Source organism: Streptomyces sp. NPDC059037 (genome assembly GCF_042740015.1).
In the GTDB taxonomy this organism is placed as follows: Bacteria; Actinomycetota; Actinomycetes; order Streptomycetales; family Streptomycetaceae; genus Streptomyces.
Genome location: NZ_JBHYIG010000006.1, coordinates 1 through 20747 on the forward strand (window position 1 = coordinate 1; position 20747 = coordinate 20747).

16 protein-coding genes and 1 tRNA gene are annotated in these 20747 nt (G+C 71.6%); 11 read left to right on the forward strand and 6 right to left on the reverse strand.

Features of this window, described 5'->3' with window-relative positions; translation table 11 throughout:
* The first annotated feature begins 172 nt into the window (after window positions 1-172).
* Entirely contained in the window at window positions 173-907 is a 735-nt protein-coding gene (locus ACFWY6_RS02455; protein ID WP_384685481.1) for an SDR family NAD(P)-dependent oxidoreductase, read from the forward strand.
* 43 nt (window positions 908-950) lie between these two features.
* On the forward strand, window positions 951-1505 hold the full coding sequence (locus ACFWY6_RS02460) for a GNAT family N-acetyltransferase (RefSeq protein ID WP_384685484.1): 555 nt from the start codon (window positions 951-953) through the stop codon (window positions 1503-1505).
* A 15-nt stretch (window positions 1506-1520) separates the two neighbouring features.
* On the opposite strand, the gene ACFWY6_RS02465 is transcribed toward ACFWY6_RS02460, so the two are convergent.
* Together ACFWY6_RS02465 and ACFWY6_RS02470 are read right to left on the reverse strand one after the other, a co-directional pair.
* The gene (locus ACFWY6_RS02465) at window positions 1521-3053 is read right to left on the reverse strand and encodes an amino acid permease (protein ID WP_384685487.1); all 1533 of its coding nucleotides are present in this window, start codon (window positions 3051-3053) and stop codon (window positions 1521-1523) included.
* Window positions 3054-3147: 94 nt separating this feature from the next.
* Complete coding sequence (locus ACFWY6_RS02470; RefSeq protein ID WP_384685489.1) at window positions 3148-4140, reverse strand: hypothetical protein; 993 nt, start codon at window positions 4138-4140, stop codon at window positions 3148-3150.
* Window positions 4141-4379: 239 nt separating this feature from the next.
* Here ACFWY6_RS02470 and ACFWY6_RS02475 point away from each other — a divergent pair, with 239 nt between their 5' ends.
* From ACFWY6_RS02475 to ACFWY6_RS02505, 7 genes are all read left to right on the forward strand, one after another.
* Window positions 4380-5852, forward strand: coding sequence for an FGGY family carbohydrate kinase (locus ACFWY6_RS02475; protein WP_384685492.1), 1473 nt, complete (start codon window positions 4380-4382; stop codon window positions 5850-5852).
* A 25-nt stretch (window positions 5853-5877) separates the two neighbouring features.
* Window positions 5878-7320 carry an FAD-dependent oxidoreductase gene (locus ACFWY6_RS02480; protein ID WP_384685495.1) on the forward strand — a complete coding sequence of 481 codons (1443 nt, stop codon included), beginning with the start codon at window positions 5878-5880 and terminating at the stop codon, window positions 7318-7320.
* Window positions 7317-8549: an FAD-dependent oxidoreductase gene (locus tag ACFWY6_RS02485; protein ID WP_384685498.1), complete on the forward strand. Its 1233-nt coding sequence runs from the start codon at window positions 7317-7319 to the stop codon at window positions 8547-8549. The genes ACFWY6_RS02480 and ACFWY6_RS02485 overlap by 4 nt, the downstream gene beginning before the upstream one ends.
* A gap of 240 nt (window positions 8550-8789) precedes the next feature.
* Entirely contained in the window at window positions 8790-9977 is a 1188-nt protein-coding gene (locus ACFWY6_RS02490) for a thiolase family protein (protein ID WP_384685501.1), read from the forward strand.
* 113 nt (window positions 9978-10090) lie between these two features.
* The gene (locus ACFWY6_RS02495; protein ID WP_384685504.1) at window positions 10091-11608 is read left to right on the forward strand and encodes a long-chain fatty acid--CoA ligase; all 1518 of its coding nucleotides are present in this window, start codon (window positions 10091-10093) and stop codon (window positions 11606-11608) included.
* Window positions 11609-11655: 47 nt separating this feature from the next.
* Window positions 11656-12399, forward strand: coding sequence for a sulfite exporter TauE/SafE family protein (locus ACFWY6_RS02500; RefSeq protein ID WP_384685506.1), 744 nt, complete (start codon window positions 11656-11658; stop codon window positions 12397-12399).
* Between the two features lie 266 nt (window positions 12400-12665).
* Window positions 12666-13406, forward strand: a complete 741-nt coding sequence (locus tag ACFWY6_RS02505) for a cobalt-precorrin-6A reductase (protein WP_384685654.1) — start codon at window positions 12666-12668, stop codon at window positions 13404-13406.
* An 86-nt stretch (window positions 13407-13492) separates the two neighbouring features.
* On the opposite strand, the gene ACFWY6_RS02510 is transcribed toward ACFWY6_RS02505, so the two are convergent.
* Complete coding sequence (locus ACFWY6_RS02510) at window positions 13493-15586, reverse strand: MDR family MFS transporter (protein ID WP_384685510.1); 2094 nt, start codon at window positions 15584-15586, stop codon at window positions 13493-13495.
* Between the two features lie 76 nt (window positions 15587-15662).
* Window positions 15663-16451, reverse strand: coding sequence for a precorrin-6A synthase (deacetylating) (cobF, locus tag ACFWY6_RS02515; RefSeq protein WP_384685513.1), 789 nt, complete (start codon window positions 16449-16451; stop codon window positions 15663-15665).
* A gap of 59 nt (window positions 16452-16510) precedes the next feature.
* On the opposite strand from cobF, the gene ACFWY6_RS02520 reads away from it, so the two are divergent.
* Window positions 16511-16816 (forward strand): hypothetical protein, encoded by a 306-nt coding sequence (locus ACFWY6_RS02520; RefSeq protein WP_384685516.1) that lies wholly within the window; start codon window positions 16511-16513, stop codon window positions 16814-16816.
* 120 nt (window positions 16817-16936) lie between these two features.
* Here the strand turns inward: ACFWY6_RS02520 and ACFWY6_RS02525 are convergent, their stop codons facing one another.
* Window positions 16937-17470: a DUF309 domain-containing protein gene (locus tag ACFWY6_RS02525; RefSeq protein WP_384685519.1), complete on the reverse strand. Its 534-nt coding sequence runs from the start codon at window positions 17468-17470 to the stop codon at window positions 16937-16939.
* A gap of 108 nt (window positions 17471-17578) precedes the next feature.
* On the opposite strand from ACFWY6_RS02525, the gene ACFWY6_RS02530 reads away from it, so the two are divergent.
* Window positions 17579-17652, forward strand: a tRNA-Pro gene (locus ACFWY6_RS02530).
* Window positions 17653-18394: 742 nt separating this feature from the next.
* On the opposite strand, the gene ACFWY6_RS02535 is transcribed toward ACFWY6_RS02530, so the two are convergent.
* Window positions 18395-20647: a peroxidase family protein gene (locus ACFWY6_RS02535; protein ID WP_384685522.1), complete on the reverse strand. Its 2253-nt coding sequence runs from the start codon at window positions 20645-20647 to the stop codon at window positions 18395-18397.
* Window positions 20648-20747: the final 100 nt, after the last annotated feature.

A 20747-nucleotide genomic window follows, 5' to 3' on the forward strand; every position in this document is an offset into this window, starting at 1 on the left:
CCGGCCCCATACCCCGACCAAAAACCCCAACAAGTAGGGGTATACCCGGCGCGCCCGAAACACCCCCCCCCCCGGGCCGTTATTGGGGGGGGGGGGGGGGTTGGGGAATGATCGATCAAACCGCAACCCAAGATCAGCTCAGCCCGAGAGCACGAGAACCGTGGAGGACCCCATGCCGCACACCCCCGTCACCGTGGTAACCGGCGGCAGCCGCGGCATCGGCGCGGCCATCTGCGCCCGCCTCGCGCACGAGGGCCACCACATCGCCCTTGGTTATCACTCCGACGCCGAAGCGGCGGAGAAGGTCGCCGCCACCGTCCGCGAGGCCGGCACCCGCTGCGTCACCGTCAAGATGGACACCGCCGAAGAGGCGGACGTCGACCGCCTCTTCGAGACCGCCGCCGCGGAACTCGGCCCGGTGACCGGCCTGGTGAACAACGCCGGCGTCGGCGCCCCCGTGGGCCCCCTCACGGAGGCCGAGCCCGCCGCCATGCGCCGCGCACTCGAAGTGAACGTACTCGGCTATCTGCTCTGCGCACGGCGCGCGGTCCGCGACATGACCCGCACCGGCGGCGGTGCCATCGTGAACATCTCCTCCGCCGCGGCGACCCTCGGCGCCCCGGGCGAGTACATCCACTACGCCGCCGCCAAGGGCGCCGTCGACACGATGACGGTCGGCCTCTCGAAGGAGGTCGCCGGGCACGGCATCCGCGTGAACGCCGTCGCCCCCGGCGTCATCTGGACCGAGTTCCACGCCGACCCCGAGCGCCCGGCGAAGCTCGCGGCAGGGATCCCTCTGGGCCGCTCGGGGCAGCCCGATGAGATCGCGGCGGCCGTCCATTGGCTGCTTTCGGACGAGGCCTCGTACGCGACCGGCACGATCCTGCGCGTGGCGGGCGGAAGGTGAACCAACCGGCCCGCACCCCCTCCGCACTCCCTACGCTTGGCGCATGATCAGCGACTCCGTACGCATCGCCCCTGACGTCGTCATGCGCCCCGCCACGCTGGAGGACACGGACGGTCTCGCCCGCGCCCGGCTGCGCAGCCGCGCCCACCTGGAGCCGTGGGAGCCGACCCGGCCCGAGAGCTACTTCACCCCACAGGCGCAGGCCACCCGGCTCCGCGCCCAGTTGGAGGAGTGCCGGGCCGGGCGGGCGGCGCCCTGGGTGCTCGACCGCGAAGGGGACATCGTCGGCACGGTCACCCTCTCCGCGATCTCCCTCGGCCCCTTCCGCAGCGGAATCCTCGGCTACTGGATCGACGTCGACCACATCGGCCGCGGTCTTGCCTCCGCCGCCGTCACGCAGGCCTGCGCGTCCGCCGACACCGAACTCCGCCTGCACCGCGTCGAGGCGGGCACCCTCCTCGACAACGTGCCGTCGCAGCGCGTCCTCGCCAAGTGCGGCTTCGAGGAGTTCGGTGTCGCGCCGGACTATCTGCACATCAACGGCGCCTGGCGCGACCACCGGCTCTTCCAGCGCATCCTCAACGACCGCCGGCCGTAGCGGCCAGAGGACAGCTCAGACGATGTCCTCCGCGATCTCCGCCTGCTCCCGCTCCGATCCGTACGCCGACGGCGTGCTGTAGGAGCGGCGCGCCACGAACCACCACACCGTGGCGAGGATCAGCACCACGGCCAGCGCGATCGACGCGTAGTTCATGGACTTGGCCGTCACCGGTGACACCTGCGGCAGGCAGAAAAGGACCGTCACGAACGCCACCCACAGCACCGCGATCCAGCCGATGGGCCTGCTCCAGCGGCCCAGGTTCCACGGGCCCGGCTGGAAGCGGTCGCCCGCGCGCAGCTTCAGGAAGATGGGGATGGCGTAGGCGGGCGTGATGCCGATGACGTTGATGGCGGTCACCGCCGTGTACGCGGTCGCCGAGTAGAGCGACGGCAGCGCGATCAGCGCGGCCAGGCCCACCGAAAGCCACACCGCGGGCACCGGGACCTGCGTGCGGGAGCTGACCTTGCGCCACACCGCGGAGCCCGGCAGCGCGTTGTCACGGCTGAACGCGAACACCATGCGGCTCGCCGCCGCAGTCTCCGCGTTGCCGCAGAACAGCTGCGCCACGATCACGATGAGCAGCAGCGCGGTCGCCCCGGACTCGCCGAGCGCGTCGATCATGATCTGCGCGGGCGGTACACCGGTCTCGCTGCCCTGCGTGCCCGCATAGTCCTGGATCGCGAAGGTCAGCCCGGCCAGCAGGATGAAACCGGCTATCCACGAGGCCCAGATGGCGCGCACGATGCCGCGGGCCGCGGACACCGAGGCGTTGGAGGTCTCCTCCGACAGGTGCGCGGACGCGTCGTACCCGGAGAACGTGTACTGCGCGAGGAGCAGGCCGATCGCCGTGACGTAGAGCGGGTTGTCCCACCCGGTGTCGTTGACGAACTCGGTGAAGACGAACGACGGCGACTGGTGGTGGTCCGGCACGATCGCGAGAACGCCCACGATCACCGCGACACCGGCCACGTGCCACCACACGCTGATGGAGTTGAGCAGACTCACCAGACGTACGTTGAACAGGTTCAGGACGGCGTGCAGGAGCAGGATGCAGAGGAAGATCAGGAAGGTCTTCTCCGGCGTCGGCGTGAAGCCGAACTGCAGGTTCAGGAACGCCCCGGAGAACAGCGCGGCGCCGTAGTCGATGCCCGCGATCGCGCCGAGCAGACCGAGCAGATTGAGCCAGCCCGTGTACCAGCCCCAGCGGCGGCCGCCGAGCCGGTCGGCCATGTAGTAGAGGGCCCCGGACGTGGGATAGGCGCTGGTGACCTCGGCGAGCGCGAGGCCGACGCAGAGCACGAAGAGGCCGACACCCGCCCAGCCCCACAGCATCACGGCGGGGCCGCCGGTGCCCAGGCCGAACCCGTACAGGGTCATGCAGCCGGACAGGATGGAGATGACGGAGAAGCTGATGGCGAAGTTGCCGAAGCCGCCCATCCGGCGGGCCAGGACCGGCTGGTAGCCGAGTTCTCTGAGTCTCTGTTCCTCGTCTGGCAGCGGGGTCGAGGTCGCGGCTGGGCTCGACGACCAGGTGGTGCGGGACACGGATGTACCTCCGTCGGGGAGCGGGGACTGGGGGGAGAGAGCGGGTGGTGCTGCTTTCGATGGGCCCGGCGCGGCCCGGCGCGGCCCGGACGCCTCAGCCCGGATCTTGTACGGCGCTCATACAGCGGGTGCGTGCCTGGACGAACGCCTCGGCCGCCGCCTCCGCGTCACCGGGCGACCGGGTGCGGTACGTCCACGGCGCCACGGTGTAGAAGGGGTCGAGGACCGTGAACACCCGTACGGCGTCCTGGAATTGGTGTGCGCCCCATAACGCGTGGGCCAGATGGTTGAGGTCGAGCAGCGAGGTCGCCGCGGGCAGCGTGTGCTCGAACCACAGGTGCAGGGCGCGCAGCGCGGACCGGGTCGCGTCGTCGCCGATCCAGTGCAGGTCGAGGGCGCGCTCGCTGCCGCCGTCCTTGCGGTACCGCTCGACCCGTACGTACAGGGGCAGTACGTGCAGCGCGGACCCGGCGGGTGCCGAACCGGCCGCCCAGTGCGCGAAGTTGACCGCTTCGGTCAGCGGCCCCGAGGGTCGACGCGCGTAGGCGAACTGCAGCATGCGGTGGTAGGCCTCGCGATTGCCGGGGTCGCGCTTGTCGGCCTCGGCGAGCAGATGCCAGGGTCCGGGGAACAGCATCGGCTCCGGGGCGGGCGCCCGGTGCTCGTCCCACCGCTGCCCCTTGTCGAGCTGGGCCAGGGCCAGCAGACAGATCCACGGCACGGGATCCTCGGGGGACGCGTCCGCCATGGCGCCGCACGCCGCGGCCGCCTCGCGCCACAGATCGTTGGTGTGGCGGTGCCCGGCCCGGTGGGCGCGCAGGGTCCGCTCGACGAGCACCCTGGCGTGCAGGACGGCAGCCGCCTCGCTGAGCGGCTCCTCCTCCTGCCAGGCCCTGATCACGTCGGAACCGGCGACGGCGGCCGCCAGGATCTGCGTGCGCTGCGTCCACAGACCCCAGTCGGGCGTCGCGTCGAGCAGGTTCCGCGTCGACACCCAGCGACCCGCCTTGAGGTCCTGGAGCACGGCGCGCAACTGTTCGTCGTGGCCCGCCGGGTGATAGACGGGGCGGCCGGACGGCATGGGCATGAATCCTCTGTGGGGGAGGAGGGCGGATGGCGGACGGACGGATGGCTTGAACTGGCCTGCGGCACAACGGTGTTGCTCGGCGGTCAGTGTAGATCTGGATGTTCCGTTTCCATGGCGGTTCATGGATCTTTTGGGATCGAATTGTGTTCAACTCGGCGCGCCGGTTGGCGATTTGCGTCTCTATCGGGGCGGAAGAGGGACCCTTGACGCCCTCGTGGCCGCTGTAGCAGGCTTCCGCGGTGATCACGAATGGCAGCGCTCCGCGCGGCGAGGCCGTCCTCGCCATCGACCAGGGCACGTCCGGCACCAAGGCGCTCGTCCTCTGCCCGGAGCGCGGCGTGATCGGCTCCGGCACCGCGCCGGTGCGCCCGCGCCATCTGCCAGGCGGCCGGGTGGAGGTCGATCCGGCCGCGCTGCTCGCCTCGGTCGTCGACGCCGGACGCCGCGCCCTGGACGAGGCGGGGGAGCCGGTCGCCGCCGTCGGGCTCGCCAATCAGGGTGAGACGGTGCTCGCCTGGGACCCCGCGTCCGGCCGGCCGCTGACCGACGCGATCGTGTGGCAGGACCGGCGCGCGGAGCCACTGTGCACGGAACTCGCTCCGTACGCCGATGAGTTGAGGGAGCTGACGGGGCTTCCCCTCGACCCCTACTTCGCCGCGCCCAAGATGGCGTGGATACGCCGTCATCTCACCCGGGACGGCGTGGTCACCACCAGCGACGCCTGGCTCGTGCACCGGCTCACCGGAGAGTTCGTCACCGACGCGGCGACGGCAGGACGCACCCAGCTGCTCGGCCTGGACGACGTCGCCTGGTCGCCGCGGGCCCTGGACGTCTTCGGGCTCGGCGGCGAGCGGCTGCCGCGCGTCGTCGACGCAGCGGGCCCGGTCGGCACCACCAAGGCCTTCGGCCCCGAACTCCCGCTGACCGGACTGCTCGTCGACCAGCAGGCCGCGCTGCTCGCCCAGGACGTCACCGAGCCGGGCACCGCCAAATGCACCTACGGCACCGGGGCCTTCCTGCTCGCCCAGACCGGCTCGCGCCCGCGCCGCGGCGACTCCGGCCTGGTCAGCTGCGTCGCCTGGCGGCTCGCGGGGGAGAGCAGCTACTGCCTGGACGGGCAGGTCTACACCGCAGCGTCCGCCGTCCGCTGGCTCACCGACCTCGGGGTGATCGCCGGGGCCGAGGACATCGACCCGGTGGGCGCGGCCGTCCCCGACGCGGGCGGCGTCACCTTCGTACCCGCACTCGCCGGGCTCGCGGCGCCCTGGTGGCGCGGCGATCTGCGCGGCTCGATCACCGGGCTCGGCCTCGACACGACCCCCGGTCACCTGGTCCGCGCCCTGTGCGAAGGCATCGCCGCCCAGGTCGTCTCGCTCGCCGACGCCGTGGCCGCCGACCTGGGCGAGCCCCTGACGAGCCTGCGCGTCGACGGCGGCCTGACCCGCTCGGCCCTGCTGATGCAGACCCAGGCGGATCTGCTCCAACTGCCCGTGGAGGTCTCGGCGTTGCCCGATGTCACCGCCCTCGGCGTCGGCGCCGTCGCGCGCCTGGGCCTGGACCCGAGGCTCGGCGTGCGCGACGTGGTGCCGCGGTGGCGGCCCGCCGCCGTGTACGAGCCGCGGATCGACGCCGGGCAGGCGGCCGAACGCCTCGCAGGCTTCCGCTCGGCGGTCGCCGCGCTCCTGGACCGCGCGCCCGCGCCGACGCCATGACCGTCACCACCGAGGGGCGGCCGAGATGACCCTCACCAGCAAGGGCCCACTCCCGTCCGAGCCCTACGACGTGACCGTCGTCGGCGCGGGCGTGGTCGGCTCGGCCATCGCCCGCGAACTCGCCCGGCACCACCGGCTCCGCGTCGCCCTCGTGGAGGCATCAGGCGATGTCGGCGACGGCACGTCCAAGGCCAACACGGCGATCCTGCACACCGGTTTCGACGCCATACCGGGCTCCCTGGAAGCCCGCCTGGTGCGCGAGGGGCAGCGCCTGCTCGCCGCGTACGCGGCCGATTCGGGGATCCCCGTCGAGCCGGTCGGCGCGCTGCTCGTCGCCTGGGACGACGAACAACTGGCCGCCCTGCCCGGCCTGTTGGACAAGGCCCGACGCAACCACTACACGGCGGCCCGCATCATCGACGCCGACGAGGTGCGGGCCCGCGAACCGCACCTGGGGCCCGGCGCCCTCGGCGCGCTCGACGTCCCCGGCGAGTCCATCATCTGCCCCTGGACGACGACCCTCGCGTACGCCACCCAAGCCGTCCGCGGCGGAGTGCATCTGCATCTCAACTGCCGTGTGGAGAAGGGTGATTGGGTGGATTACCCGGCAGGCGGATGCCGTGAGCTCGCCACCTCCCGGGGCGTGCTGCGCACCCGCTACCTCGTCAACGCAGCGGGACTGCACACCGACGACCTCGACCAACAGCTCCTGGGTGAGGGCAAGTTCGCCGTCACACCCCGCCGGGGCCAGCTCATCGTCTTCGACAAACTCGCCCGCGACCTGGTCCGCCACATCCTCCTGCCCGTGCCGACAGCACTGGGAAAGGGGGTCCTGGTGGCGCCGACCGTGTACGGAAACGTTCTTCTCGGGCCCACCGCCGAGGAGTTGGACGACAAGACGGCCACGGGGACGACCGCGGACGGGCTCGACACGCTGCGTGCCAAGGGTCGAAGGATCCTGCCCGCGCTGCTCGACGAGGAGGTCACCACGGTCTATGCCGGACTGCGGGCCGCCACCGAGCACGACGACTACCAGATCCACGCCTCTCCCGATGAGCGCTGGATCACCGTGGGCGGCATCCGCTCCACGGGCCTCACCGCGTCCATGGCGATCGCCGCGTACGTCGTGGACCTGCTCGCCGATGCGGCGGGACCCGAACTCGACCTGACGCACGCCGGTGACCTCGACCCCGTGCGCATGCCGAACCTCGGGGAGGCCTTCCCCCGCCCCTATCAGCGCGCCGACCTCATCGCGACCGACCCCGCCTACGGCAGCATCGTCTGCCACTGCGAACGCGTGACCCGCGGGGAGATCAGGGACGCCCTGATCAGCACGGTCCCGCCCGGTTCGCTCGACGGCCTGCGGCGCCGGACACGGGCGCGCGGCGGCCGGTGCCAGGGGTTCTACTGCGGGGCCGCGGTGCGCGAACTCTTCGACGGGTGGGGCGAGTCGGGGGCGGCGCGATGAGGCGGCAGCGGACCATCGACGTACTCGTGATCGGCGGCGGACCCGCGGGGCTCGCCGCGGCCGGGCGGCTCGCCACGGCCGGTGCGGGCACGGTGGAGGTCCTGGAGCGCGAGGGGCGGGCCGGCGGAGTGCCGCGCCACTGCCACCACCGGGGCTTCGGGCGGTGGGGAGTGACGGGGCCGCAGTACGCGGACCGCCTCGTCGAGGCAGCGCTCGGCGCCGGGGCCGCCGTACGGACCGGGGTGTCCGCCACCGGGTGGGCGGGGGCGCTCGTGGTCGACACGACCGGACCGCACGGCCTGGAGCGGATCACCGCCCGTGCCGTCGTGCTCGCCACCGGGGCGCGGGAACGGCCGCGCGCCGCACGCCTGGTGCCGGGGACCCGACCGGCGGGCGTCTACACGACGGGTGAACTGCAACAGGCGGTGCACCTCCACCACCAGCGGATCGGGAACCGCGCGGTCGTCGTCGGCGCGGAGCCGGTGAGCTACGCGGCGCTGGCCGCCCTGCGGCGCGCGGGCGTCGAGGTCGCCGCGCTCGTCACCGAGGAGACGCGGCCGCAGGTGGGCCGGGCGCGGGCCGCATCGGCCAGGCTGGGGCGCCGGGTGCCGCTCCTGACGGGCGCCACGGTCGTCGAACTCCTGGGCAGGGGGCGGCTTTCGGGGGTGCGGCTGCGGCACGCCGACGGGCGGCTCGGGGCGATCGCCTGCGACACGGTGGTGTTCACCGGGGACTTCGTGCCCGAGCAGGAACTGGCGCGGCGCGGGGGAGTGCCGCTGGACTCCGGGACCCGGGGCCCCGCCGTGGACGGTGCGTTCCGTACGGCGTCGCGCGGGGTGTTCGCGGTGGGCAACGTGCTGCACGCGGTGGAACCGGCGAGGGCCGCGGCGCGCGAGGGCGCGGCCGCGGCGGTCGCGGTGCGCCGCCATCTGGAGGGCGCGGACTGGCCGGCGTCCGCGGGGCTGCCTGTCGAAGCCGTCGCACCTCTGCGGTGGGTGGCGCCGAACCGCCTGGTACCGGGCGAGCCCCCGGTTCCCGGGGCCCGCTTTCTGCTGCGTACGGCGGAGACCCTGGTCCGTCCCGTCCTGTTCGTCACCCAGGACGGGCGGTGCCTGCACCGGGCGAGGGTGCCGCGCAGGGTGCTGCCCAACGGGGCGCTGCACCTGTCGGGGGCCTGGGTCGGATTGGTCGACGCGGCGGGTGGCGGGGTGCGGATCGGGCTGGGCTGAGCTTGGCGCTCCGCTGGAAGGCCCGTACTGCGACTGCGGGTCGGATGTGGCTGGTCGCGCCCACGCGGCGGAGCCGCACATGTCACAGCCCCGCGCCCCTTCGGGGCGCGGTCCCTCCGCGACGCGATATAGCTGCACTTCCCCCGGCGCCCACCCCCGGCTAGACTCCAAAACTAGCAGTGCTAATTTATATCGTGAGACCACCATGTGAGATCAACCGTGACGATCCGGAGCCGTATCGTGCGCCCAGTCCACTTCGCCGCAGCCCGCCGCACCCCCATCGGCAAACTCCGCGGCGCCCTCTCCTCCGTACGCCCCGACGACCTCGCCGCCACGGTCGTACGCGGTCTCGTCGCGAGTACCCCGCAGCTCGACCCCGCCCGGATCGACGACGTCTACTGGGGCGCCGCCAACCAGGCGGGCGAGGACAACCGCAATGTGGCCCGGATGGCCGCCCTCCTCGCGGGCCTCCCGGAGTCCGTGCCGGGCGCCACCGTGAACCGGCTCTGTGCCTCCGGCATGGAGGCCGTCACCGCCGCCGCCCGCACCATCGCCGCCGGTGAGGCCGACATCGTCCTCGCGGGCGGCTCCGAGTCGATGAGCCGTGCCCCCTTCGTGCTCCCGCGCCCGGACGAGGCGCTGCCGCACAAGATGGAGACCTTCGACACCCGGCTCGGCTGGCGCCTGGTCAACCCGGCGATGAGGGAGCTGCACGGGGTTCTTGCCATGGGCGAGACCGCCGAGGAAGTCGCCGAGCGGTACGGCGTATCCCGCGAGCGCCAGGACACCTTCGCCCTGCGCAGCCACCAACGCGCCACCGAGGCCCGCAAGAACGGCCACTTCGACGACGAGATCCTCCCCGTCACACGGCCCGACGGCACCGTCGTCGACCTCGACGAATGCGTCCGTGAGGACACCTCGTACGAGAAGCTGAGCGGCCTGCGCCCGGTCTTCCGCAAGGGCGGCACCGTCACCGCGGGCAACGCGTCCCCGATGAACGACGGCGCGGCGGGGCTCCTCCTCGTCAGTGAGGAGGCCCTGAACGACCTCGGGCTCGAATCCCTGGGGCGGTATGTCGCCGGAGCCTCCGCCGGTGTCCATCCGGACGTCATGGGCATCGGCCCCGTCCCCGCCACCCAGAAGGCGCTGGCTCGCGTCGGCTGGTCCATCGGGGACGTCCAGGAGGCCGAGTTCAACGAGGCGTTCGCGGCCCAGGCCCTCGCCTGCGTCGACGCCCTCGGCATCGACCCGGAGCTTGTCAACCCGACCGGCGGCGCCATCGCGCTCGGCCACCCGCTCGGCTGCTCCGGCGCCCGCATCCTGACCACGCTCCTCCACCGCATGCGCCGCACCGGCGCAGGACGCGGCCTGGCCACGATGTGCGTCGGCGTGGGCCAGGGCAGTGCGCTGCTCGTCGAGCGCGGCTGAGCCCGCGCCACACCGGACCGCCACCGCGTCACCCCGCAAGACCGCAAGAGCGCAAGACCGCATGACCGCAAGAGCGCAAGACCCAAAGGCCGCACGGAAACGGAGCACCACCCATGGCCACGTTGTCCCTCGCCTCGATCCTCGCCGAGCCCGCCCGCCGCAGGCCGGACCACACCGCCCTCGTCGAGGGTGAACTCCGGCTCTCCTTCGGCGAGTTGTGGAGTCAGGCCCGAGCGCAGGCCGCGGCGCTCGTGGGCCTCGGGGTCGAGCCGGGGGACCGCGTCGCCCTGATGGCGCCGAACACCGCCGCGTTCCCGCGCGCCTATTACGCGATCCTCGCCGCGGGCGGCGTCGTCGTCCCCGTACACCTCCTGCTCTCCGCCGAGGAGGTCGAGCACGTCCTGCGGGACAGCGGCGCGACCCTGCTGCTGTGCCACCCCGCGCAGGCCGAGACCGGCAAGGCCGCGGCCGCCGCCACCGGCGTACGCATGCTCACCCTCGGCGCGGACGGCGACCTTGACACCCTGGCGCGCGAGACCGGGCCCCTGCCGACGTACCTCACCCGGGAGGCCGACGACCCGGCCGTCGTCTTCTACACCAGCGGCACCACCGGCGTCCCCAAGGGCGCCGTGCTCACCCACTTCAACCTGGTGATGAACGCGACCGTCTGCGCCTTCGACGCCCACGACGTGCACCGCGACGACATCGCGCTCGGCGCGCTCCCGCTCTTCCACGCCTTCGGCCAGACCGTCTCCATGAACGCCACCTGGCGCGCGGGCGCCACCCTCGTCCTGCTGCCGCGCTTCGACGCGGCGCGGGCCATCGAGCTGATGGCGGCGGAGGGCGTCAACACCTTCCACGGGGTGCCGACGATGTACGTGAACCTGGTGGCGGCCGCCGCCACGGCCGCCGAACTGCCCGCCCTGCGGCAGTGCGTGTCCGGCGGCGCCTCGCTCCCCGTCGCCGTACTCGAACGCTTCGAGGAGACCTTCGGCGTACAGATCTATGAGGGCTACGGCCTCTCCGAGACCTCGCCCACCGCCTCCGTGAACCAGCCCGTCTTCGGCACCAGGGCCGGCACCATCGGCCACCCGGTGTGGGGCGTCGACGTGGAGATCGCCCGCGCCGAGGTCGAGGGGCGCATCGAGCTGCTCCCGGCGGGGGAGCTCGGCGAGGTCGTCATCCGCGGCCACAACGTCTTCTCCGGCTACCTGGGGCGTCCGGAAGCGACCGAGGAGGCCGTCGTCGACGGCTGGTTCCGCACCGGTGACCTCGGCACCAAGGGCGCCGACGGGTTCCTGGCGATCGTCGACCGCAAGAAGGACGTCATCATCCGCGGCGGCTTCAACGTCTACCCGCGCGAGGTCGAGGAGGTCCTGATGCGGCACCCGGACATCGCGCACGCCGCGGTGATCGGCCTGCCCGACGACGTGCACGGCGAGGAGATCTGCGCCGTAGTCGTCCCGAGGCCCGGCTCGGACCCCGACGGCGCGGGGATCACCGCCTGGTCCAAGGAACACCTGGGCCGGCACAAGTACCCGCGCCGCGTGGAGTTCACCGACGCGCTGCCGCTCGGCCCCAGCATGAAGATCCTCAAGCGGGAGCTGCGGGCCACCTACAGCAGGGCCTAGGCCGTGCCGTCCCAGGACGATAGATGGGTCTAGCATCTGTTCCCGGCATGGACATATCGCTCTGGGAATTCGCCGCGCTCGCCGCGGCCGCACTGCTGGTCGGCTTCTCGAAGACCGCCGTCAGCGGCGCCAACACGGTCAGCCTCGCCGTCTTCGCCGCGGTCCTGCCGGCCCGCGAGTCGACCGGTGTGCTCCTTCCGATCCTCATCGCGGGCGACGTGCTAGCCGTCCTCACCTATCGCCGGCACGCCCACTGGCCCACCCTGTGGCGGCTGTTCCCGGCCGTCGCGGCCGGTGTGGTCGTGGGCACCGTCTTCCTGATGTGGGCCGACGACACCGGAGTGCGTACGTCCATCGGGGCGATCCTGCTCCTGATGGCCGCGGTCACGCTGTGGCGCCGCCGGGCCCCGGCGGACGAGGGGGAGCTCGGCCGCGGCTCCCGGCTCAAGGCCCCTTCGTACGGCGTGCTCGGCGGATTCACCACCATGGTCGCCAACGCGGGCGGCCCGGTCCTCTCGATGTACCTCCTCTCCGCGGGCTTCCGGAAGCTGAGTTTCCTGGGCACATCGGCGTGGTTCTTCCTGATCGTCAACACGTCCAAGGTGCCGTTCAGCGTGGGCCTCGGCCTGATCGACGCGCACTCGCTGCTTCTTGACGCCGCGCTCGTGCTCTTCGTCCTGCCGGGCGCCTACATCGGCAAGGCCGCCGTGCACCGCATCAACCAGCGGCTCTTCGAGCAGCTGGTCATCGGGGCGACCGTCCTCGGCGGACTCCAGCTGCTGCTCCGCTGACGCGTCCTCGTGCCGCGTCTTTCAGGGGCTGACGTGTCCTCGTGCCGCCTCTTTCACGGGCCGACGCGCCCACGTGCCGCCTGGCCCACGTGCCGCCTCATCCACGCGCTGACGCACCCACTCACCGACGCGCCCACGTGCCGCCTCGTCCACGCGCTGACGCACCCACTCACCGACGCGCCCACTCACCGACGCGCCCACGCGCCGCCTCGTCCACGCGCCGCCTCGCCGACGAGGCGCTGGTGGCGCGACGTAGCCTCGGCACCATGCATGTGCTCGTCCTCGGCGGAACCACCGAAGCCCGCGCGCTCGCCGCGCGCCTCGCCACCCGGCCCGATGTCCGCGTGACCACCTCGCTCGCGGGGCGCGTCGCCCGACCCGCCGCGCTCGAAGGCGACGTACGCGTCGGGGGGTTCGGCGGCGTGGACGGCCTCGCCGCCTGGCTGCGCGAGCACCGCGTGGACGCCGTCGTGGACGCCACGCATCCCTTCGCCGCCACGATCAGCGAGCACGCGGTGCGGGCCGCGGCGGCGACCGGCGTCCCGGCGGCCTTGCTGCGCAGGCCCGGCTGGCGGCCCACCCCGGGCGACGTCTGGCACGACGCGGGCTCGCTCGCCGAGGCCGCGGCCCTGCTGCCCTCGCTCGGCCGCCGGGTCTTCCTGACCACGGGGCGCCTTGGCCTCGCCGCCTTCGCGGAACCGTCCCTGGCCGAACTCCACTTCCTCGTACGTTCCGTGGAGCCACCCGAACCGCCGCTGCCGCACCACACCGAGATCCTGCTCGACCGGGGCCCCTACACCGTCGAGGGCGAGACGGCACTGCTGCGCGAGCACCGCATCGACGTCCTGGTGACCAAGGACAGCGGCGGCGCCGCCACGGCCGCCAAACTCACCGCGGCCCGCGCGCTGTCCGTGCCGGTGCTGATCGTCCGCCGCCCGCCGGCACCGGAGGGAGCGCGCGAGCTGCCGGATGTGGCGAGCGTGCTGTCGCACCTGGGCCTTGACTGATCGCGCCTGGGCCGTGGCTGACAACAGCTCGGCTGTGGCTGATCAGACCCCGGCGCCGTGGCTGATCACACCTCGCCCTTGACTGATCACACCGCGGCCTTGGCCGACGCGAGCGGCTGCCGCCGCGTCTCGGGCGACAGACCGTGCTCAAGGTCCTCCACCAGAAGACGCTTGGCGATCGCGTCGACCGCCCTGATGAGATCCGCGTCGGCGGGACGCCCGCTGTCCTTCTCCACCTGCTCGCCCAGCCACTTCGCCCACGCCTTGCCGATCACATCGGCCTCGCGCTCGCCCGCCCGGGTGTGCGAGAAGAGCATGCCGGAGCGGGTGAGGAAGCCCTCCTCGACCATGCGGTCGAAGACCGGCACCAGGACCTCGGGCGGCACCCGACGCCGAGCCGCGATCAGACCGAGGTTCGCGTGGCCCACCATCCGGTCGAAGAGCGTCACCTGCATCACGGCCCACGCGCCCGCCATGTCGAGCCGGGTGTCGGAGTCCCCGATGACGCGGCGCGCGGTGTCCATGCCGGTCTTGCGGATGATGTTCCCGACGGTCAGTTCGAGGACCTGGTCCGGGGAGCCGCTCGTCGTCGGCGACGCGAAGCCCTCGCCCATGTCCGCCGAACTCATCCGCGCGCTGTCCCGCAGCTGCACCTGCTTGAGGAACAGGGCAACCACGAACCCGATGAGCGCCACCGGCACCGTCCACAGGAAGACGGTGTGCAGCGTGTCGGCGTACGCCTCGATGATGGGCGCGGCCGCGTCGGGCGGCAGATCGTGCAGCCCCTGCGGGCTCTGTGCCGCCTTGGCCACCACGGCGGGGTCCGCGGCGCCGGTGGCGGCAGCGGCCGCGACCCCGTCCTTGAGATTGGGCTCAAGGGTGTTGGCGTAGATGGTCCCGAACACCGCCGTCCCGAACGAACTGCCCAACGTACGGAAGAAGGTCACCCCCGACGTGGCGGTGCCCAGATCCGCGTACGCGACCGTGTTCTGCACGGCGATCGTCAGAACCTGCATGCAAAGACCGATGCCGGTGCCGAGGACGAACATGTAGACCGATTCGAGCCACGTACTGGTCTCGCGCCCCATCAGCGAGAGCAGATACAGCCCGAGCGCCATCACCAGCGAACCCGCGATCGGGAAGACGCGATACTTCCCGGTCTTGCTCACCACATTGCCGCTGAAGACCGACGCGATGAGCAGCCCGATCACCATGGGCAGTGTCCGCACGCCCGAGACAGTGGCCGAGTCCCCGTCCACGTACTGCAGATAGGTCGGCAGGAACGTCATGGCGCCGAGCATCGCGAAGCCCACGATGAAGCTGAGGATCGAGCAGACCGTGAAGACGGGGTTGGCGAACAGCCGCATCGGCAGCATCGGTTCGGCGGCCCGCGTCTCGACCACACAGAACAGCGCGAGCGCGACGGCGCCGCCCACGAACAGCGCGATGATGGTGCCGGAGCCCCACGCGTACTGGTTGCCGCCCCAACTCGTCGCCAGGATCAGCGCACTGGCCCCGATCGCGACGAACGCGATGCCGAGATAGTCGATGACGGGCCGCACCGCCGACTTCACGACGGGGATCGTGCGGGCCGCCGCGATCACCACGACGATCGCGATGGGTACGTTGACGTAGAAGGCCCAGCGCCAGGTCAGATGGTCGGTGAAAAGGCCGCCGAGCAACGGCCCGATGACGGTGGCCACCCCGAAGACGGCACCGATGGCACCCTGGTACTTCCCGCGCTCACGCAGCGGGATGACATCGGCGATCAACGCCATCGACGTCACCATCAGACCGCCGGCGCCGATGCCCTGCAGGGCGCGCCAGGCGATGAGCAGCGTCATGTTCGTCGAGAGCCCGCACAGGAACGAGCCGGTGATGAAGACGATCGCCGAGATCTGAAAGACGACCTTCCGCCCGAAGAGGTCACCGAACTTCCCGACGAGGACCGTGGCAACGGTCTCGGCAAGCAGATACGACGTCACCACCCACGACATGTGCTCGGCGCCGCCCAGATCCGACACGATGGTGGGCAGCGCGGTGCCCACGATGGTCTGGTCGAGCGCGGCGAGCAGCATCCCCAGCATGATCGTCACGAAGACGACATTGCGACGGCGCTTGTCCAGGACGGGCGGCCCCTGCGCCGGGGCCTCGGCGGCCGGCTGGGCGGTGGTGGTCACACGGCCACCCTCACACCGCCCTTGGGCAGGTGCATGCCGGACCGGGCCGGTCCGGTGACGCCGGACCCCGGAGAGCTCAGTCCAGGTTGCGCCGCAGCAGGTATGTGTCCATGATCCACCCCTTGCGCTCACGCGCCTCGGCCCGGAGGGCCTCGATGCGGGGCGCGGCCTCGTCGAGGGGCCCGGAGACGAGGATCTCGTCGGCGGTCCCGATGTAGGCCCCCCAGTAGATATACATGTCACCGCCATCGCCATCAGCCCGCCCGGCGTACTGCCGGAAGGCCTGATGGGCGTCGAGCATCACCACGACGTCATCGACCCCCTCGGGAAAACCACCGTCGGCGAGGCGGCGCCCCGTGGTGATCTGCACCGGCCGCGCGACGCGATTGAGTCCCGTGCGGTGCCGGGCGGCGAGCGAGGAGACGCTGCTGATGCCGGGCACGACGTCGTACGTGAAGGTCACCTCGCCCCGGCCGAGCACCTCCTCCAGGATCCCGAGGGTGCTGTCGTAGAGCGCGGGATCGCCCCACACCAGGAAGGCCCCGCTCTCGTCCTCGCCCATGTCATCGGCGATGAGCCGCTCATAGATGTCCGCCCGGCGGCTGCGCCAGTCCCCGACGGCGGGGGAGTAATCGGCACCGCCCGCCTTCCGGTCCCGCGCCGGGTCCCGCGCCTCGACCACGCGGTACGCGCCGTCGGCCCGGTGCTCGTCGAGCAGCCCACGCCGCAACTGCACGAGGTCGTCCTTCTCCCCGCCCTTGTCCAGGATGAAGAACACGTCGCTGCTCTTGAGGGCCTTGACGGCCTGCAGGGTCAACTGGTCCGGGTCGCCCGCGCCGATGCCGATGACATGAATCTTTCGCACGCCGAGAGTCTGCCGCACGGGGTGCGGCGGGTGTCTTCGGGGGTGTGGAGGGGCGGGGTGTGACGGGCGTGCTGCTGGGTGTGGAGGGGCGGGGTGTGACGGGCGTCCTGCGAGGTGTGCAGCCGCGGGGTGTGACGGACGTCCTGCGAGGTGTGGAGGGGCGGGACGCGACGGGCGTGCTGCTGGGTGTGGAGGGGCGGGGTGTGGCGGGCGTGCTGCTGGGTGTGGAGGGGCGGGGTGCGGCGGGCGTCCTGCGAGGTGTGGAGCGGCGGGACGCGGCGGGCGTCCTGCGAGGTGTGGAGCGGCGGGACGCGGCGGGCGTCCTGCTGGGTGTGGAGGGGCGGGATGTGACTGGCGTCCTGTGAGGCGTGCAGCTCGGGGTGTGGCGGGCGTCTTGTTGTGGAGCACGGGATGTGGCGGGCGTCCTGCGAGGTGTGCAGCCGCGGGACGCGACGGGCGCGCCCTGCGAGGCGTGGAGCCACGGCCTACACACTCCCCTCCCCGCCCGGAGCCGCGTCCCCCCGCAGCCGCGGCGCGCACGAGGCCGCGTCCACGGGGGAGCCGCCCTTCTCCACCCGCTCGGCCAACTCCCGCGCCCAGCCGAGCAGTCCGTCCACCGCGATCCCGTACGGCCGCTCCTCACGCCGCGCCGCGTCCACCGCGGCCGCACCGCGCAGCAGCAGCCGTGCACCGCCCGTGGCGTTGCCGCGCGCCGCGTGGGTGAGACCAACGGCCAGCTGCGCAAGCCCCTTCCACAGGTCACGTTCGTCATCAGGGCCCGATTTCCAGGCGTCCTCGAAGACCTCGTGCGCGTGAAAGGGCCGCCCGGCGTCCAGCAGGGCCTGGGCCTGGGCGATCGTCTCGTCGGGCGTACGCGTGACCCCCTCGGGCTGCCGCTCCACGCCTTCGGCGCCGTACGGCAACGGCCGCCCGAGCCCGTCACGCGGCCGCGCGTTGCGGGCCCGCCCCTCGGCGTCACGGTCACGGCCAGGTTCATCGGATCGGGGTGCGGAACTCATGCGCCGATTGTCCCTCCCCGCACCCCGCGACGAGGGAGCGGACCACCCCCGAACGTGGGGTAAAGTTCTGTCTGCGCGATCACGCAGAACACCGCGGGACACGCGCACCGGGACGTGGCGCAGCTTGGTAGCGCACTTGACTGGGGGTCAAGGGGTCGCAGGTTCAAATCCTGTCGTCCCGACTCGAAAGAGTCGCAGGTAGGGGTCATCTTCGGATGGCCCCTACTTCGTGTGTGGGAGCGTTTTTGGGAGCGGGGGGCCGCTCCCACGGAGGATCTCCGCTACCCGGTCTGGTGTACGAGGCAAGGGGGCACGCTGTTCGCCCCCTTACCGAATACTCGTCATGGGGCCGTGCTCCCACTCGCCCCCTTGACGGCTTACACCGACCCCATGTCTGCGTGGACTCCCGGAGCTGGTGTCTTCGGGGACAGCGGGGGAGCGACGAGCACGGATACTGTGCACGGTCTTCTGGTCGCTGATCACCCCGACGAGCAACGCCGGGTCCGCCACAGCTACTTCACCCACAAGACCATGCAGCGCTTGAGCACATCACGCTCCCTGGCCAGCTCCTTGTTGTCCTTCTTCCTTCTTCCTTCAGCTGCGTGTTCTCCCGCCGCAGCCGCGCGAGCTCCTCGCTCTCGCCCGTCGCCGTGGCCCCGCCGGACCTTCGGGCCGGCGACACCCGGCTCGCCGGCGTGGTCTCGTTGATCCCGAGATCCTGTGCGACCTACACGATCGGCTTGCCGGTCTCGGCGACGATCCGCACAGCCCCCTCACGGAACTCCGCGTCGAACTTCCGCCTCTTGCCTGCCATGACCCTCAACTTCTCCTGCAGCCAGGGCCTCTACGCTGCGAGGGGAAGGTCACCCGCTCTGTGAGCGCCCCGAGCAGGCGTCAAGTCCTCCTACCGCCGGGTTTAACGGACTACCGGTATCCGGTGGCGCACCCGGTGGTGTTGAGGTTGAAGTCGGACGGGGTGCTGTTGGCTCCGGGCAGGGTGCCGGTGAAGGAGACCCGGCGGGTCTGGCCGGGGGCCAGGGCGCCGTCCGAGCCGGGGCTCTGCAGGGCGACGTCGGTGCCGTTCTGGATGGCTTCGGCGCCCTCCGACTGCTTGATCTGCTGGCCGTCGGCGTAGCGGAAGCGCACGGACCAGGCGGCGAGCGGCGTCCGCCCGGTGTTCTTGATCTTCATGGTGCCGGTGAACTCGCCGCCGGCCTTCGGCTCCGCCGCGTAGCTCACCCGGCAGGAGCCGGCCGGCACCTCGCCGCGGGGGAAGAAGACCGTGCCGGGCAGCTCGGTGCGCTTGATGTCGGTGTTGGCCGCGATGAGGTCGCCCAGGTTGTGGCGGAAGTCGATGCCGTACTTCTTGGAGATCGCCTCCAGGGTGCCGGCCTGATTGCCGTAGAAGAACCGGTCGCCGTCGCGCAGCCGCCGGAACTCCCGCGCCCACATGGACCGCTGCAGCTCACCGAATTCCGAGCCCTTCAGGTGCGGTTCCGACTGCATGCCCACGTAGGCGTCCACCCGGTCGACCGAGCCGTAGATCGCCTTGAGCCGGGCGGCGAGCGTGGTCCGCTTGGTGTAGCTGACGGTGGAGTGGTCGCGCGGGTCGTTGCGGTGGCCGACCTTGCTGCCGAAGAGGTTGGTGATATTGGTGAAGTCGGTGCTGTCCGGGTCGTTGATCTCGTTGCCGGGGGTGAGTTCCGGGTCCTTCGGGAAGGCGTCGGTGGCCTCACCGGTGATGTCGGTGAACGACCGGGCGGGCGGGAGGCCGTAGGCCCGGCGCATGGAGTTGTACGACGGCATGCCGTGGTCGCGGCTGCGGGCCAGGTCGGTCGCGCCCAGGTCGAAGACGCACTTCGGGTCGGCGCTCTCCGGCCCGCACAGCACGCTGCGCAGCAGGTGGTCGATCGTCTCGTCGTTGCGGTACTGCGCCCGCTCTCCGATGGTCTGCAGCGTCGGGCCAAGACCCAGGCCCTTGACCAGCGATGGGTTGTCGCGGGTGTGCACCATGTCGACCTCGACGACCACCTTGCCGTCGTTGGTGAGGAAGGCGGGTAGGCCCGCGGCCCGGAACGCGTCCAGCTGGGCCGGAGTGTAGCGGTCGGCGGGCTGGGTGACGGAGAAGCCGCCGTGGATCATGCTGTGCGCCCGGTAGCCGGTGGCGGCGAACTCGTTGGACAGCGTGGTGTTCACCTTCGGGTCGTAGCCCCGGTAGCGCGGCAGATTGATCCCCATGGCGGGCAGGAACTCGCGGTAGGTGATGTACTGGATCTCGCTGATCACCACCCGCCGGGCGATCTGGAACCGCTCCTCTTCACTGAGCGACGCGGGCAGCGCGTCCACGATCCTGTTGTGCTCCCTGGCGAACAGCGTCTGGACCGCGGTCACCGCGATGTTGTTGTTCACCCGCACATCCCCGGCGACCGCCGCACTGGCCGGATCGGCGTGCAGCCGGCCGTCGATGTCCGTGGCAGGAGCGTTCGAGGCGTCGCCTCGCGCGTCCCGGCGGGGCAGGTACCCGTCAGGCAGCAGCAGCTTCGCCCCGTTGTTGGCCACATTGCCGTCCGCCGGACCCTGCCGGAGCCAGTCAAGGCGGGTGTTCTTGGTGCCGTAGACGCCGGAGGCGTCGAGGTAGGAGCTCTGCATGTTGACCTGCTGGCGCGCGTTGGCCACGCCGGTGCCGTCGGCCGGCCTGGACCGTACGAACGGCAGATAGTGCTTGCCGGATATCAGCTCCAGCGGATCGCTTCCGTCGCCCTTCATGTCCTCCCGCTCGCCCTGCGGGTCACTGGCCTGCTCGCCAAGCCGCAGCGCGAAGGTGTGGTCGAGGAACTGCGCCCAGGCCCAGCCCCACTGGCTGACCTGGCGCTCGGAAAAGATGTTCACCGCGGGTACGTCGTTGACTCCCAGGACCTCCTCGTCGCCGAAGATCCGGTTGCTGACGTAGCGAGGGTCGGGCCCGGCGACGGGGGCGCTGTGCCCGTCGGCGTAATTCGGGGCAGTTAAGCGCGCATACGGGCTATCGGCCCGGCCCCAGTCCGGGTGCGCCCGATTGTTGCCACTGCCGTCCAGCGACTGGATCTGCGGGCGTACGCCGTGCTTGGCGTCCGCCGCGCCGGGTGGCACGGTCAGCGCTGCCACCAGCCCGGCCACCACCCACCACGCGCGTCTCATCTGTCGTCCCCTCCGTAAATGGCGGTCGAATGCCTCGCCAAGAATGCCCGGAGCGCTGTCCAAGTGACAGAACCGACTGTTTGGACGGGGCATGGCGGGC

What these genes read in the sequence shown, in the direction of transcription:
- ACFWY6_RS02455 (WP_384685481.1), top strand. Translation starts at nt 173, where the DNA reads ATGCCGCACACCCCCGTCACCGTGGTAACCGGCGGCAGCCGCGGCATC.
- ACFWY6_RS02460 (WP_384685484.1), top strand. Translation starts at nt 951, where the DNA reads ATGATCAGCGACTCCGTACGCATCGCCCCTGACGTCGTCATGCGCCCC.
- ACFWY6_RS02470 (WP_384685489.1), bottom strand. Translation starts at nt 4,140, where the DNA reads ATGCCCATGCCGTCCGGCCGCCCCGTCTATCACCCGGCGGGCCACGAC.
- ACFWY6_RS02480 (WP_384685495.1), top strand. Translation starts at nt 5,878, where the DNA reads ATGACCCTCACCAGCAAGGGCCCACTCCCGTCCGAGCCCTACGACGTG.
- ACFWY6_RS02485 (WP_384685498.1), top strand. Translation starts at nt 7,317, where the DNA reads ATGAGGCGGCAGCGGACCATCGACGTACTCGTGATCGGCGGCGGACCC.
- ACFWY6_RS02495 (WP_384685504.1), top strand. Translation starts at nt 10,091, where the DNA reads ATGGCCACGTTGTCCCTCGCCTCGATCCTCGCCGAGCCCGCCCGCCGC.
- ACFWY6_RS02500 (WP_384685506.1), top strand. Translation starts at nt 11,656, where the DNA reads ATGGACATATCGCTCTGGGAATTCGCCGCGCTCGCCGCGGCCGCACTG.
- ACFWY6_RS02505 (WP_384685654.1), top strand. Translation starts at nt 12,666, where the DNA reads ATGCATGTGCTCGTCCTCGGCGGAACCACCGAAGCCCGCGCGCTCGCC.
- ACFWY6_RS02525 (WP_384685519.1), bottom strand. Translation starts at nt 17,470, where the DNA reads ATGAGTTCCGCACCCCGATCCGATGAACCTGGCCGTGACCGTGACGCC.
- ACFWY6_RS02535 (WP_384685522.1), bottom strand. Translation starts at nt 20,647, where the DNA reads ATGAGACGCGCGTGGTGGGTGGTGGCCGGGCTGGTGGCAGCGCTGACC.